The 15,123-nt window shown below is 54.9% G+C and carries 14 protein-coding genes; 8 read left to right on the top strand and 6 right to left on the bottom strand.

Features of this window, described 5'->3' with window-relative positions; all coding sequences use genetic code 11:
* From ssuB to R9X49_RS17960, 4 genes are read right to left on the bottom strand one after another with little or no spacing between them, the layout of a single operon-like run.
* Entirely contained in the window at positions 1 to 801 is an 801-nt protein-coding gene (gene ssuB / locus R9X49_RS17975) for an aliphatic sulfonates ABC transporter ATP-binding protein (protein ID WP_319849713.1), read from the bottom strand.
* Positions 798 to 1,592: an aliphatic sulfonate ABC transporter permease SsuC gene (gene ssuC / locus R9X49_RS17970; RefSeq protein ID WP_205565216.1), complete on the bottom strand. Its 795-nt coding sequence runs from the start codon at positions 1,590 to 1,592 to the stop codon at positions 798 to 800. The genes ssuB and ssuC overlap by 4 nt, the downstream gene beginning before the upstream one ends.
* 10 nt (positions 1,593 to 1,602) lie before the next feature.
* A complete protein-coding gene (gene ssuD / locus R9X49_RS17965) occupies positions 1,603 to 2,745 on the bottom strand; it encodes an FMNH2-dependent alkanesulfonate monooxygenase (protein WP_319849712.1) in 1,143 nt (380 codons plus the stop codon).
* Between the two features lie 59 nt (positions 2,746 to 2,804).
* Positions 2,805 to 3,827, bottom strand: coding sequence for a sulfonate ABC transporter substrate-binding protein (locus R9X49_RS17960; RefSeq protein WP_319849711.1), 1,023 nt, complete (start codon positions 3,825 to 3,827; stop codon positions 2,805 to 2,807).
* A gap of 419 nt (positions 3,828 to 4,246) precedes the next feature.
* On the opposite strand from R9X49_RS17960, the gene R9X49_RS17955 reads away from it, so the two are divergent.
* Genes R9X49_RS17955 through R9X49_RS17945 form a run of 3 tightly spaced genes read left to right on the top strand, consistent with a single transcriptional unit; the run spans position 4,247 to position 7,327 of the window.
* Positions 4,247 to 4,570, top strand: coding sequence for a PTS sugar transporter subunit IIB (locus tag R9X49_RS17955; RefSeq protein ID WP_225086392.1), 324 nt, complete (start codon positions 4,247 to 4,249; stop codon positions 4,568 to 4,570).
* Complete coding sequence (locus R9X49_RS17950) at positions 4,567 to 5,889, top strand: PTS sugar transporter subunit IIC (RefSeq protein WP_319849709.1); 1,323 nt, start codon at positions 4,567 to 4,569, stop codon at positions 5,887 to 5,889. The genes R9X49_RS17955 and R9X49_RS17950 overlap by 4 nt, the downstream gene beginning before the upstream one ends.
* Before the next feature lie 25 nt (positions 5,890 to 5,914).
* Complete coding sequence (locus tag R9X49_RS17945) at positions 5,915 to 7,327, top strand: glycoside hydrolase family 1 protein (protein ID WP_319849708.1); 1,413 nt, start codon at positions 5,915 to 5,917, stop codon at positions 7,325 to 7,327.
* 240 nt (positions 7,328 to 7,567) lie between these two features.
* Here the strand turns inward: R9X49_RS17945 and bhsA are convergent, their stop codons facing one another.
* Entirely contained in the window at positions 7,568 to 7,825 is a 258-nt protein-coding gene (gene bhsA / locus R9X49_RS17940; protein WP_225086394.1) for a multiple stress resistance protein BhsA, read from the bottom strand.
* Between the two features lie 235 nt (positions 7,826 to 8,060).
* Here bhsA and R9X49_RS17935 point away from each other — a divergent pair, with 235 nt between their 5' ends.
* Complete coding sequence (locus R9X49_RS17935; RefSeq protein ID WP_319849707.1) at positions 8,061 to 9,341, top strand: DUF3748 domain-containing protein; 1,281 nt, start codon at positions 8,061 to 8,063, stop codon at positions 9,339 to 9,341.
* A gap of 35 nt (positions 9,342 to 9,376) precedes the next feature.
* On the opposite strand, the gene R9X49_RS17930 is transcribed toward R9X49_RS17935, so the two are convergent.
* Complete coding sequence (locus tag R9X49_RS17930; protein ID WP_319849706.1) at positions 9,377 to 9,751, bottom strand: YceK/YidQ family lipoprotein; 375 nt, start codon at positions 9,749 to 9,751, stop codon at positions 9,377 to 9,379.
* Between the two features lie 386 nt (positions 9,752 to 10,137).
* Here R9X49_RS17930 and ibpA point away from each other — a divergent pair, with 386 nt between their 5' ends.
* The 4 genes from ibpA (at position 10,138) to R9X49_RS17910 (ending at position 14,999) form a co-directional block, all read left to right on the top strand.
* Positions 10,138 to 10,551: a small heat shock chaperone IbpA gene (gene ibpA / locus R9X49_RS17925; RefSeq protein WP_005976748.1), complete on the top strand. Its 414-nt coding sequence runs from the start codon at positions 10,138 to 10,140 to the stop codon at positions 10,549 to 10,551.
* Between the two features lie 165 nt (positions 10,552 to 10,716).
* Positions 10,717 to 11,169: a small heat shock chaperone IbpB gene (gene ibpB / locus R9X49_RS17920; RefSeq protein WP_319849705.1), complete on the top strand. Its 453-nt coding sequence runs from the start codon at positions 10,717 to 10,719 to the stop codon at positions 11,167 to 11,169.
* 175 nt (positions 11,170 to 11,344) lie between these two features.
* The gene (locus tag R9X49_RS17915) at positions 11,345 to 13,003 is read left to right on the top strand and encodes a putative transporter (protein WP_319849704.1); all 1,659 of its coding nucleotides are present in this window, start codon (positions 11,345 to 11,347) and stop codon (positions 13,001 to 13,003) included.
* 583 nt (positions 13,004 to 13,586) lie between these two features.
* Entirely contained in the window at positions 13,587 to 14,999 is a 1,413-nt protein-coding gene (locus R9X49_RS17910) for a DASS family sodium-coupled anion symporter (protein ID WP_319849703.1), read from the top strand.
* Positions 15,000 to 15,123 lie beyond the last annotated feature (124 nt).

Genomic DNA, 15,123 nt, shown 5'->3' with positions numbered 1-15,123 from the left:
TTACATTGCCGCCTGCTGGGGCAGAGGAGGCGAGGTAGGGGCCAGCACGCGCTCCAGCACGCGGGCTTCCAGCTCCGCCAGTTTTGCCGATCCACGACGCCGCGGCCGGGGTAAATCGACCGTAATATCCAGCCCCACGCGCCCTTCTTCGATCAGAATAACCCGGTCGGCCAGTGCAATGGCTTCGGAGACATCGTGAGTCACCAGCAGTACGGTGAAGCCGTGCTGGCGCCACAGATTTTCGATCAGGCTTTGCATCTCGATGCGGGTTAAGGCATCCAGCGCACCCAGCGGTTCATCCAACAGCAGCAGACGCGGATGGTGAATGAGCGCGCGTGCCAGCGCGACGCGCTGTTTCTGACCGCCGGACAGCGCTGCTGGCCAGTCGCCGGCGCGATCTGCCAGCCCGACGGAGGCCAGCGCCTCCTGCGCTTTCTCACGCCAGTTGCCGCGCAGCCCCAGCCCGACATTATCGATCACCTTTTTCCACGGCAGCAGGCGTGCTTCCTGAAACATCAGCCGCGTGTCATCTTTTGCGCTGCTGAGCGGTGCGGTGCCGGTCAGCAGTTCGCCGCTGCTGGCGGCTTCCAGCCCGGCGAGCAGGCGCAGCAGGGTGCTTTTACCGCAGCCGCTGCGGCCAACGATGGCAACAAACTGCCCGGACGGAATGCGCAGCTGCACGTCATTCAGCACGGTGCGGTGGCCATAGTGTTTGGTGATGGCATCCAGCGCCAGCGGCGTCCCTTTGGTGAGCGGCGACGGTGAATGCGCGTGCGTTGCAGAATCGGTAAAAGCGGTCATGATGCGTCCCCCGATGAGGTTTGATAAGCCGGATTCCAGCGCAGCCAAATGCGCTCCAGCCCCTGAGCGCTGATATCGGCCAGCTTGCCGAGCAGCGCGTAAAGAATGATGGCAACCACGACCACGTCCGTTTGCAGGAACTCGCGGGCGTTCATGGCGAGGTAGCCGATGCCGGAGTTGGCAGAAATCGTTTCCGCGACAATGAGCGTCAGCCACATAAAGCCCAGCGCAAAACGAATGCCGACCATGATGGACGGCAGCGCGCCGGGCAACACCACCTGAGAGAACAGGCTCAGGCCGGACAGGCCGTAGCTGCGCGCCATCTCCAACAGGCCGCGATCGATGTTTTTAATGCCGTGATAGGTGTTGAGATAAACCGGGAACAGCGTGCCCAGCGCCACCAGAAAGATCTTGGCCGCTTCATCAATGCCGAACCACAGAATCACCAGCGGAATCAGCGCCAGATGAGGAACGTTGCGGATCATCTGCACCGAGCTGTCCAGCAGACGCTCACCCCAGCGCGACAGCCCGGTGATAAAGCCGAGCGTTAACCCAATGCTGCCGCCGATAGCGAACCCGATCAGGGCGCGCCAGCCGCTGATAGCCAGATGCTGCCACAGCTCGCCGCTAGAGATGAGCGACCAGCCTGCGGTAATCACCGAACTGGGCGCAGGCAAAATCCGGTTGGATAGCCAGCCGAACTCGACGGAAACCTGCCACGCGACCAGCAGCGTCACGGGGAGCAGGAAGGGTGCAAACCGCTGTGCCAGTGAAGAGAGCGTTCTTGCCATGATCGGTTCCTCAGCTTTGTGAGACTTTACGCGGCACATAGCGGTTAGCAATCAGCTCTCCCGCGTTGCTCACCGTATGCAGCGGCGTGGGCTGCTGCGCCAGATCGAGATGCGGGAACAGCAGTTCACCCACGCGATACGCTTCTTCCAGATGCGGATAGCCGGACAGAATAAAGGTATCAATGCCGAGATCCGCGTATTCCTGAATACGTTCGGCGACCGTCGGACCATCGCCAACCAGCGCCGTGCCTGCGCCGCCGCGCACCAGACCAATGCCTGCCCACAGATTCGGGCTGATCTCCAGCTTGTCCTTCTTACCGCCGTGCAGAGCGGCCATGCGCTTCTGACCGACGGAATCGAAACGCGCCAGCGCCGCCTGTGCGTCGGCGATGGTTTTTTCATCCAGTTGGGAAATCAGTCGATCGGCGGCCTGCCAGGCTTCCTCGGTGGTTTCCCGAACGATGACGTGCAGGCGAATACCGAAGCGAACCTCACGCCCCTGTGCCGCCGCTTTGGCACGGACCTCCGCCAGCTTTTCTTTAACCTGTTCAGGTGGCTCACCCCACGTCAGGTAGAGATCGACCTGCTCTGCCGCCAGATTCTGCGCGGCCTCGGAAGAGCCGCCAAAGTAGAGCGGCGGACGTGGCTGCTGCACGGGCGGGTAAAGCAGTTTGGCGTCTTTGACCTGAATGTGTTTCCCTGCGAAATCGACAGTTTCGCCTTCCAGCAGCCTGCGCCAGATGTGGGTAAATTCCGCCGAGGCTTCGTAGCGTTCTTCATGACTGAGGAACAGCCCTTCGGCGGCCAATTCTTCTGGGTCGCCGCCGGTCACCAGATTGAACAGCGCTCGACCGTTGGACAGCCTGTCCAGCGTGGCGGCCTGTCGTGCGGCGATGGTGGGGGAAATTACGCCGGGGCGCAGGGCAACGAGAAATTTCAGCCGCTGCGTCACCGGAATGAGCGATGCCGCAACCAGCCAGGAATCTTCGCAGGAGCGGCCCGTCGGCAGCAGGACGCCGCCAAACCCTTGCCGCTCGGCGGCTTGTGCCACCTGTTGCAGATAGCTGTAGTCAACATGACGTGCGCCCTCGGTGCTACCAAGATAGCGACCGTCTCCGTGGGTGGGCAGAAACCAGAATACGTTAAGACTCATGGTGTGAACTCCTTGAACAGTCTTGTTTGGGGTAAACAAAAGGGTGAGCGATAGGCGAATTAGTTCGCCTTGGGATGCCAGACGCGCTCTGCGATATTAACCTTCACCGGTACCAGACGGTTTTCATAAAACAGGTCGGCGGTGGATTGCTGTGCCTTGATCGTGGCGGCATCCAGCGGTTCTATGGTGGTCGGCGGTCGATGGTCGAGCGCCGTTTCAATCACTTTTTCCGGCAGCCCTACCGCGTTTGCCAACAGCGTGACGCTTTGCGCCCGGTCGCTGATCGTTAAGGCATCGGCCTTGGTCAGCTCGTCCAGTACCTGGCGAATAAAGGTGCCGTGCGCCTCGGCATAAGGACGACCAGCCAGATAGAAGGAACCGGTTTTCTCCAGTCCGCTGCTATCGACCAGAACGCGAACGCCGCCTTCCAGCAGCGCGGCGGAATAGTAGGGATCCCAGATTGCCCATGCATCGACGTTGCCTTGCTGGAAGGCCGCGCGCGCATCAGCGGGAGTCAGGTAGGTCGGTTTGATATCGGTGAATTTCAGTCCGTCACGTTGCAGCGCCCGCAGCAGCGTATTGTGTGCGCTGGAGCCTTTCTGAAAGGCAACTTTACGGCCTTTTAAGTCAGCGACGGTTTTCACCGGGCTGTCTTCCCGCACCAGAATCACTTCGGCCTGAGGCTTAGGCGGTTCCACACCGACATACAGCAGGTCAGCGCCAGCGGCCTGCGCAAAAATCGGCGGGATATCGCCGGTGCCGCCCAGATCGATGCTGCCAACGTTGAGCGCTTCCAGCATCTGTGGGCCGGCGGGGAACTCAACCCAGCTAATTTTGGTGTTGGGGAACTGTTTTTCCAGCAGCTGGTGTGATTTTGCCAGCACTAGGCTGACCGAACCTTTCTGATAGCCGACGCGTAGCTGCGTTGGCACGCTGTCCTGCGCATAGGCGGCGGACATGAGCAGCAGGGCGCCAGCAGCCAGAATCGCGGGGAGTTGGCGCAGTCGCGTCGTCACGTTTTTCCATAATGGCGCGCTTTCTCCACGCCTTTCCATGACCGATTTTTTCATCATCAATGACATGCTTATGACCTCTCCCTTATAACGAAAAATTAAAATGCAGCGAGAAAATGCAACATCAGGTGATAAACATAACAGGGGGACGGTGGGCTTTTTAAATCTCAATTTGTCGTTTTTATAGCCAAAAGTAGAAAATGCCTGAAATCAAAACACTTAGCGTAATAAGCACAGCAATAGTGGGTTTTACCTGTCCTTCACGTCTGAAACACGTTTTCCATGACCTGCCTCACATTGTTTCCAGCAATGCCTATCATTTCGTGAACCTATTCTCATATATTGGTTTTTTTCATGGAAAACGGTTTCCGTTTTGTTTCCAATGACTGTGTTGATTCACGATGCTTTTATTGATGACGTTTTTTATTCATAACGCTTTTTATTCGTAACGCTTTTTATTCGTAACGTAATGCGACGGGGTATTGAAAATGAAAAGGATCATGCTTTGTTGTTCCGCTGGGATGTCTACCAGCCTTTTAGTGAGAAAGATGAAGGAGGCGGCCAGCACACGTGGTCTGGACGTTGAGATTGCCGCCTACGCCGCTCATGAATTTGATGAGCAGGTCGGGAAGTATGACGTTGTGCTGCTGGGGCCACAGGTGAAATATATGCTGGCGTCCTTTCAGGAGAAAGCCGAGGGAAAAGGCGTGCCCGTAGCAGCGATAGATATGATGGATTACGGTATGCAGCGCGGTGACAACGTGCTGGATTTCGCCTTTTCACTGATCGAAAAATCAGGACAACCGCTATGAGTGGCCTCTATCAGTCGATGGTTAATATCATCGAGCAAAAAATTACCCCGCTGGCGGGTGTGGTGGGACAACAGCGCCACATCATCGCGATTCGTGATGGTTTTATCGCCGCGCTGCCTTTCATGATCATCGGTTCGTTTATGCTGGTGTTCATCTTCCCGCCGTTCGCGCCGGATACCACGCTGGGGTTTGCCCGCGCGTGGCTCGATTTCTCCGTTGCCTACCGTGAACAGCTGATGCTGCCGTACTACCTCAGTATGGGGGTCATGACCTTCTTTATCTCGGTGGGGATAGGGGCCAGCCTGGGTAAGCACTACAAGCTGGATCCGATCATGACCGGCCTGCTGGCGCTGATGGCATTCTTGCTGGTGGCCGCGCCTTATCACGAGAAGCAAATTTCTACCCAGTACTTCTCTGGGGAAGGGATTTTTACCGCGATCCTGACGTCAATTTATGCCGGTGAAGTGTATGCCTGGCTGAAGAAACGCAATATCACGATTCGCCTGCCGAAAGAGGTGCCAACCGGCGTGGCGCGTTCGTTTGAGATCCTTATCCCCGTGCTGGTTATCGTTGCGACGCTGCATCCGTTTAACCTGTTCATCCAATCCACGACCGGCATGATTATCCCGGAAGCCATCATGCACCTGCTGGCACCGCTGATTTCGGCGTCGGATTCGCTGCCTGCAATTCTGATTTCGGTGTTCATCTGTCAGATTCTATGGTTTGCCGGGATTCACGGTGCGCTGATCGTCACCGGGATTATGAACCCGTTCTGGATGACCAACCTGGCGCTGAACCAGGCCGCGCTCTCGGCTGGGGCACCGCTGCCGCATATTTATTTGCAGGGATTCTGGGATCACTACCTGCTGATCGGCGGGGTCGGTTCTACGCTGCCGCTGGCCTTTTTGCTGCTGCGTAGCCGCGCGGTTCATCTGCGTACGATTGGCCGGATGGGCGTCGTGCCGAGCTTTTTCAACATCAACGAACCGATTCTGTTTGGTGCGCCGATCATCATGAACCCGCTGCTGTTCCTGCCGTTTATTTTCGTGCCGATGGTCAATGCCGTCATTGCCTATACGGCGACGAAGCTCGGCTGGATCGCGCAGGTGGTTTCCCTGACGCCGTGGACGACGCCGGCACCGATTGGTGCATCATGGGCGGCGAACTGGGCGTTCAGCCCGGTGATCATGTGTCTGCTCTGCATGGTGATGTCAGCCGCGATGTATTACCCGTTCCTGAAAGTTTATGAGCGCACGCTGCTTAAACAGGAGCAGGAGAAACAACAGCAGGCTGCGGGCGAAGCCAGCGCCAGCGCATAAACACGAGTGAAGCAGAGAGGAACGTATGCACGATCATCTTCAGAAGGATTTTCGCTTTCCCGCGAATTTTTGGTGGGGCAGCGCCAGTTCGGCACCGCAAACGGAAGGCGAAAGCCTTAACTATGGTAAAAGCGCCACCGTGTGGGACGAATGGTTTGCCACGCAGCCCGGCCGCTTTCACCAGCAGGTTGGGCCGGCGGATACCTCCACGTTTTATCAGCACTGGCGTGAAGACATTGCGCTGCTGAAGAGGCTGAATCACAACACGTTCCGCACGTCGATCTCGTGGGCGCGACTGATTCCCGATGGCGTCGGGGAACCGAATTCGCAGGCGGTGGCGTTTTATAATCAGGTCATTGATGAAATGCTGGCGCAGGGCATCACGCCGTTTATCAATCTGTTCCATTTTGATATGCCGATGGTGATGCAGCGGCTGGGCGGCTGGGAAAATCGGGCGGTGGTGGTGGCCTATGCGGGCTATGCGGCGACCTGCTTCCGCCTGTTTGGCGACAGGGTTAAACACTGGTTTACGTTCAATGAGCCGGTGGTGCCGGTGGAAGGCGGGTATCTGTATGATTTCCACTACCCGAACGTGGTGGATTTCAAGCGTGCCGCGACGGTGGCGTACCACACGATGCTGGCGCACTCGCTGGCGGTGAGGGCGTATCGCGAACAGTCTCAGGGTGGGGAAATTGGCATTATCCTCAATCTGACGCCTTCCTACCCGCGTTCCCAGCATCCGGCCGATGTTAAAGCCGCCAACATCGCCGATCTGATGTTTAACCGCAGCTTCCTCGATCCTGCATTGAGGGGCGAGTATCCGCAGGAACTGGTCGATCTGCTGCAGCGATACGGCCAACTACCGAGCTGCCAGCCAGACGATCGTGCGCTGCTGGCCGATGGGGTTGTCGATCTGCTGGGGATTAACTACTACCAGCCGCGCCGTATTCAGTGTCGCGACAGTCTGGTCAATCCTGATAGTCCGTTTATGCCCGAGTGGTTCTTCTCCAGCTATGAAATGCCAGGGCGAAAAATGAACCCCTATCGCGGTTGGGAAATTTACGAACCGGGCATCTATGACATTCTGACCAACCTACGGGTGAATTACGGCAATCCGCGCTGCTTTATTTCGGAAAACGGCATGGGCGTTGAGAACGAACAGCGTTTCGACGCCAGCGGCCAGATTCAGGACGATTACCGCATCGATTTTGTCCGCGAGCACCTGAAGTATGTACACAAAGGGATCGCGGAAGGCAGCAACTGCCTCGGCTACCATATGTGGACGTTTATCGATAACTGGTCGTGGTCGAATGCCTACAAGAATCGCTATGGCTTTGTGCAGCTGGATTTGGCGACGCAAAAACGCACGGTGAAGAAAAGCGGGGAATGGTTCGCGGCGATAGCGGCCGAAAATGGTTTCCAAGGTTCAACGTTGTAAGTCTATCCACGTCGGTGTGGCACTCTGCCACACCGAATTTTCAGCCCCGTTTGCCTTCCCCTGATTTCTTTCCCGCATAAAGCATGCATAAAAAACGTGGGGAATGTTTCTCAACGTCGCGTGCGACGGCCCGCCATAAAAAAACCGGCTTGCCCTGATGAGGAGGCAAGCCGGAAAGAGGGTAATACGAGATGTCTTACAGGATAGCTAACTGGGATAAAAACTCAGGGTAAACAATGATTAGTTAAAGATTACCGCAGAGCCACGCAGCTGATCGTTACCGGTCGCAGACGTGATGGTATAAGCTTTAGCGCCTGCTTTTTCTGCTTTCGCGGCGAGCTGAGCCTGTAGTGAGCTGAGGTCTTGAGCGGTAGCAGTAACGACGCCGATTTTTTCCAGGTTCTGTGTCTGTGAAGGAGCAACATATTCAGCAGCAGAAGCACCGAAAGTCATGGTAGCGAGAACAACAGCAGCGGCGATGGTTTTTACGTTTTTCATGATGTCTTATCCTTTTCTGATTGATAGGTGAAAGGGGGCTGCCCTTTCGATATGAAGAATGTTACGCCGATGCTAATAAATTAAAAAACGGATGTTATTGAGTTAGTCTTTCTATTTTTTTGAATGATATTTATTGATGTTGTTTGTTTTTTTTAAATAAAAAACAATAAGTTATACATAAAACTGAAATTGATTTACAAAAAATTGACTGATATTGAATAAGTGGGGTGATGTCTTGTCTGTTGAGGTTCAACTAACGTTTAATGCTGCTGGTCATCAACTTACCAATATTAATTGCTGGTCATGTGATGGAAGCTGGCTGGTTTATGACATAAGACCCTATGGATCTTCATTCACAGGGCTGACAATTGAGCGAGTACACCTGACAAGCCGGGAAACCGAGGTAATTTATCGGGCGACGGCGGGGGCGCACGTGGGCGTGGTGACCTGTAGCCCGCAGGAACCGCTACGCTATGTCTTTATTCACGGGCCGGAAAACCCAGACGGCGAGTGGCAGTATGATTTTCACCATCGCCGTGGAACGATAGTGGCGGATCGTCAGCGCGATGAGGCCATCACGCTTGATGCTTTCTCTATTACGCCACCTTATCAGGCCGGTGCGCTGCGCGGCGGTACGCATGTCCATGTCTTCAGCCCAGATGCCAGCCGCCTGAGCTTTACCTATAACGACCATGTGCTCCATGAGTGCGATCCGGCATTGAATTTGCGCAACGTGGGCGTGGCGGTGCCGCTACAGGCCGTCACCGTTGAGAAACGCCATCCGCGTGAATATGACGGCAGCCACTATTGTGTGCTGGTCAGCAGAACGACGCCGCAGCCGCAGCCCGGCAGTGATGAGATCAATCGCGCCTATGAAGAAGGCTGGGTAGGAACGGCGGGCTATATCCGACAGGACGGTGCGCGGCAGCGCTGGGCGTTGGCGTTTATCGGCGATACGCGTGCGGCGGACGGGACAACGGTCCCGGAGATCTTTATCGTCGATTTGCCGGATGCGCTGGAGGATTACGCCAAAGCGGGGGAGGCGCCTCTGGCAGGAACGGCAACCTCAATGCCTGCACCGCCAGCGGACGTGCAGCAGCGGCGTTTAACCTTTACGCATTCGCGTCGTTATCCTGGGCTGGTGAATCAGCCGCGCCACTGGCTGCGAGCTTCGCCCGACGGTAGCGAGATTGCTTTCCTGATGCGCGATGAAGCGGGGGTGGTTCAGCTGTGGACGATTTCCCCGAATGGCGGTGAGCTAAGGCAGGTAACGCACACGGAAAACGGTGTACAGTCGGCCTTTAACTGGCACCCGAGCGGACGTTCTCTGGCGTTTGTGTCTGACAACAGCATCATGCTGTGTGAGGCAAAAAGCGGTGAGCTTGTTCGGCTGACGGCGCGGACGGACAGCGCACCGAGTGCGGATGCCGTGGTTTTTTCCCCTGACGGGAAACACATTGCGTATATGCGCGAGATTGACGGTTTTAATCAGCTTTTTGTTGTGGCAACGGAATAACTCGCACGCACGGGTTCATGGTAAATGCAGAGCCATCACAGCTGGTTATGCGACATAGTGTTGTTATTAGGCATAGTGGCAAGCTGTGAGCTGGCGGTCTGGTTCTGCTCTTCGCTGTGTGAAATGCGTTCGCGCGTCGACAGTTTGTGCTTATCGCTGCCTGAGCGATAGTAGTCGTAGGGCAGCAGCAGGGTGTCGGCCACCGCCGAGAACGGCAGGTCGATAGCGACCAGCGGCATCATCGCCCAACTGGTTTCGTCGTCACGCAGCATATCCACACCGGCGCGCGTGCCGGAATAGTAGCCTTGGTCGCTTCCGGTATGCGTCATGACGCTGGAACAACCGCTGGTTGCCACTGCACCGCTACCGGTAATGATGAAAGAGAACAATGCGCTTTTCAGTAAGGTCATATTACCTGTCCATTAAGAACCTGCTGTCAGAGCGGGTCGAAGCCTAATATTGGTCACTTAAGTCCGTTGTTAGGGGAAACACAGGGGGAGGTTCCCGCAGGGAGGCCTCACCCCTGTGGTCGCCCCGTGTATCTCGATGCTTAAACGATCGGCACTTGGCCAAATCTGCCTATTTTGAGTGTATGTGATAACGCCCGCAGTGTGAGTGAATATTGCATGAAACCCAGCGATTTTTCCTTTTTGCCTCTTGAAAGTCTGAGGGGGGTCACCATATTGATAATAAGCCGGAAGAAAACGATACGCCGTCAGGGTATCCGTTCCGGCTGTGAGCCTGTCCTTAGGGAAGGTAACAATAAATCCTCGCTGCATGTTTAGGAGGCTGTTTTATGCGTAACCCCGATTTTTCCCCACTGTACCGTTCCGCTATTGGTTTTGATCGCCTGTTTAATCTCTTAGAAACCGGGCAGACCCAGAGTAACGGCGGCTACCCTCCCTACAACGTCGAGCTGGTTGACGAGAATCAATACCGTATCGCGATTGCCGTAGCTGGCTTCGCCGAGCAGGAACTGGACATCACCGCGCACGACAACTTATTGATTGTAAAAGGCGCCCACGCCGGTGAGCAGGTTGCCCGCAACTATCTGTATCAGGGGATTGCCGAGCGCAACTTCGAGCGTAAATTCCAACTGGCCGAACATATTCAGGTAAAAGGCGCCAATCTGGAAAACGGGCTGCTGTACATCGATCTTGAGCGCATCGTGCCGGAAGCGATGAAGCCGCGCCGGATTGAAATCAAGTAAACCCACATCACGTTATTTGCACGAATCGCGCATTGCCTGAAACGGCAGTGCCATAAATGAACATATCGTCTGCCGAATGGGGACGACGTCAGCTATGGCATCGTGGCTGGCATAAGGTACGCCCGTATGGGCATCTTAATCTCGCTTCTTAGAAGGAGTCATATCATGCGTAACTACGACTTATCACCTTTACTGCGTCAGTGGATCGGTTTCGACAAATTAGCCAGCTCAATGCAAGGCAGCCAGGAACCGATTGATTTTCCTCCGTATAACATCGAGAAGAAAGACGACAACCACTACCGCATCACGCTGGCGCTGGCGGGGTTCCGACAGAGCGATCTGGATATCGAAGTAGAAGGCCCGCGCCTGACCGTGAAAGGTTCTCCGGCACCGACCGAGAAAGCCGCGGAGTATCTGCATCAGGGGCTGGTATTTAAGCCTTTCACGCTGAGCTTTACGCTGGCCGAGCATCTGCATGTGTCCGATGCACATTTTGAAAATGGCCTGCTGCATATCGATCTGGTGCGCGACGTGCCGGAAGCCTTGCAGCCGCAGCGCATCGCCATCGGCGGTGGTCGCCCGGCATTGAACCAGCAGCCCGCTGAAGATGCATCATAACGTGACATCCGCGTTATTAACCTGATGACTTCCCGCGCCCGTCTCATTACGGGCGCGGTTTTGTGTTGCCCGCCACGTTTCCTTACCCAGCATTCTGCCAGAATCAAAATATACTCATCACAGAGTATGGCAGCAGTGACATTTCCCAATAAAAACGTCCGCAAAGGATACGGGTATGAGTGATATCGCACTTACCGTGAGTATGCTGGCGCTGGTTGCGGTTCTGGGGTTATGGATCGGCAATTGGCGGATTTATGGCGTCGGTTTAGGGATTGGCGGGGTCCTGTTCGGTGGGATCATCGTCGGGCATGTTGCCCATCAGTATCAAATTCAACTGAATGATGACATGTTGCACGTCATTCAGGAGTTCGGGCTGATTCTGTTTGTCTATACCATTGGCATTCAGGTCGGGCCGGGCTTCTTTTCCTCTTTGCGCGTATCTGGCCTGCGTCTCAATGCATTCGCCCTGCTGACGGTGTTTCTCGGCTGTGTCGTGACCGTCCTGCTGCACAAACTGCTCAATATTCCTTTACCCATTATCCTCGGTATTTTTTCCGGTGCGGTGACTAACACGCCGTCGCTGGGCGCGGGTCAGCAGATTTTGACCGATCTCGGTTCGAGCGCGGCATTGGTGAACCAGATGGGGACGGGCTACGCGATGGCGTATCCGCTCGGGATCTGCGGCATTTTACTGGTGATGTGGCTGATGCGCGTGTTGTTTCGCGTCGCGGTGGAGAACGAAGCTAAGCAGTTTGAGGTCAGTAACGGCCAGCACCATGAACAGCTGCATACAATGAATGTGTCGGTGACGAATACCAATCTGCAAGGGCTGGCGATTCAGGATGTGCCGATTCTGAACCGAGACACCATTGTCTGCTCCCGTTTAAAACGCGGCGATGAGCTGATGGTGCCGTCGCCGCAGACGCTCATTCAGCTGGGCGACTATCTGCATCTGGTTGGGGCGAAAAACGATCTGGAACAGGCGCGGCTGGTCATCGGGCATGAAGTGGAGACATCGCTCTCGACGCGCGGTACGGATCTGCACGTTGAACGCGTGGTGGTGACGAATGAGAAGGTGCTGGGACGCAAGATTCGCGAACTCAATCTGAAGCAAAACTACGATGTTGTGATTTCTCGTCTGAACCGCGCGGGCGTCGAGCTGGTCGCCAGCAATCAGGCCAGCCTGCAATTTGGCGACATTCTGAATCTGGTGGGGCGAAAAGCGGCGATCGATGCCGTGGCGGATATCGTGGGGAATGCGCAGCAAAAACTTCAGCAGGTACAGATGCTGCCCGTCTTTATCGGCATTGGGTTAGGCGTATTGTTGGGCTCTGTGCCGCTGATGATTCCCGGCTTTCCCGTCGCTCTGCGGCTCGGTCTGGCGGGCGGGCCGCTGGTGGTGGCGCTGGTGCTGGGGCGCATTGGCGGTATCGGTAAGCTTCACTGGTTTATGCCGCCCAGTGCGAACCTGGCGCTGCGCGAGCTCGGCATTGTGCTGTTCCTGTCGGTGGTGGGGCTGAAATCCGGCGGCGATTTCATTGATACGTTATTGAACGGCGACGGCGTGTGGTGGATTGGCTACGGTGCGCTGATTACCATTGTGCCGCTGCTGCTGGTCGGCATACTGGCGCGAGCGCTGGGTAAGATGAACTATCTGACGCTGTGCGGCATGCTGGCGGGCTCCATGACCGATCCGCCCGCGTTGGCGTTTGCCAATGGGCTACACCCGACCAGCGGTGCAGCGGCGTTGTCTTATGCGACGGTTTATCCGCTGGCGATGTTTCTGCGAATTATGTCACCGCAGCTATTAGCCGTACTTTTTCTCACCCTCTAAATGTTATCAGCTGGATAAAAACTACTATTTTTCCGCCGGCAAATGACTATTTATTTTTTTATTTATGAAGAGGGGAGTACCTGAGTAAATAAATAAGGAATAGATAACTGACTGTCTGGGAACGAATTATATTACCACTATTAGGTATAAGGTTTTTTTATCATTTCCTCGTCGTTAATTTCGTTAATTTTATGTTCCATAAATGTCAAATATTATTGAATTTAAAAGATTTTTTTATCGGGAAATTAAAACCATGACAGTTTCTTAAATAAATTAATGAACCCCTTTAGTAACTAAAGTAACGCTATTTTGCAGGCGCATTATAATACTATCTCTTCATTAATCACTTGATTTGATCAGACGAGAGAAGCACCCTGAACCCTTGTTTTCTCGTCTTTTTTTCCGCAGATGATTCCTGTTGCGTTGTTTTCAGCAGGGTGACGAAGGAAGAATAACGAAATACCCACTCCTCCGCACGGGACATCCGTCGTGAATATCTCCTGAATAATTCGAGAGCAGCACAAACTCGGCTCGAAGTACGACGGGGAATACAGAATCCGTTTTAATGAAGAGTGGTGTTCTTATGTCTGCGAATAACAGCAGGTTAATAAAGCTTCTAATTATCCTTTGTATTGCCGGCGGCTTATGGTTATTGCCGGTTCCTGATGGGGTTAAACCCGATGCCTGGCATCTGATGGCGATTTTTATTGCCACGGTTGTCGGTCTGATTCTCTCTCCTTACCCGCTTGGCGCGATGGCGATGTTCAGCCTGACCTCGGTCGCCATCTTAGGGTTATTATCCATTAAAGATGTGCTGGCGGGCTTTAGCGATCCCACCATTTGGATGATCGCCTGTGCCTTCTTTATCTCTCGCGGCTTTATCAAAACCGGCTTTGGTCGGCGTATTGGTCTGCTGTTCATCAGCAAGTTGGGGAATAGCTCGCTCGGTCTGGCGTATGGTCTGGTCTTTACCGACCTGCTGTTTGCCCCGGCCATGCCTTCCACGTCTGCACGCTGCGGCGGGATTATTACTCCGTTGTTCCGGTCGATTGCCGAAGCCTATGATTCAACACCGGAGAAAGGTACGCAGCGCCGCATTGGTGCGTTCCTGGTGCAGTCCATTTTCCAGTGTAACGCCGTGACCTCCGCGATGTTCATGACCTCCATGGCGGGCAACCCGATGGTGGCGAAACTGGCTTCCCAGTTCGGTATTCACATCAGTTGGACGGATTGGGCATTAGCGACACTGCTGCCGGGCTTTCTGTCTCTGGCGCTGATTCCTTACCTGATCTACCGTTTCTATCCGCCGGAACTGAAGAAAACCTCAGAAATGCGTGCGATCGCCGTCGAAAGACTGCGTGAAATGGGCAAAATGACCCGCGACGAGTGGGTGGTGCTGGGCGTGTTCCTGGGACTGGTGACCTTCTGGGTGCTGGGTTCCACGCTGAATATCGACGCGACCCTGACCGCGCTGGCTGGCCTGAGCGTGCTGTTGCTCAGCCGTGCGCTGAGCTGGGACGATGTGGTGGGTGAGAAAGAAGCCTGGCACACCGTGGTGTGGTTTGCCGTGCTGATGACGCTGGCGGGTCAGCTCAACAAAATGGGTCTGATTGCCTGGCTGGGTGGCTTGGCTGGCAGTGCGGTGAGTGGCATGCACTGGCTGCCGATGCTGGGTCTGCTGCTGCTGGTTTACTACTACAGTCACTATCTGATGGCGAGTGCTATCGCCCATATCAGCGCCATGTATGCGATTTTCGTCTCTATCGCGCTGGCTGCCGGTGCGCCGCCGATGCTGACCGTGCTGGTGTTCGGTATCTTTAGTAACTTGTTTATGTCTACAACGCACTACTCCAGCGGCCCGGCTCCGATTCTGTTCGGTACAGGCTACATGCCGCTGGGAACCTGGTGGAAGATCGGTTTCTCTATCAGCCTGGTCATCATCCCTATCTGGCTGGGTGTTGGCAGTATGTGGTGGAAACTGCTCGGCTTCTGGTAAACGCAGGTACTACTGGCTTTCCTGATGCGGAACATGCCTGAGCGAAAAATGTACCGCAATACGTTAAGCCTGATTTCCTTTCTTCACGCCTACGCCCTGTCCCTGTGACGGGGCGTATGCATCA

This window comes from Pectobacterium carotovorum (assembly GCF_033898505.1).
GTDB classification, from domain to species: Bacteria; Pseudomonadota; Gammaproteobacteria; order Enterobacterales; family Enterobacteriaceae; genus Pectobacterium; species Pectobacterium carotovorum_J.
The sequence above is the reverse complement of the archived record's forward strand: the minus strand, read 5'-3'. Positions and strand labels throughout refer to the sequence as shown.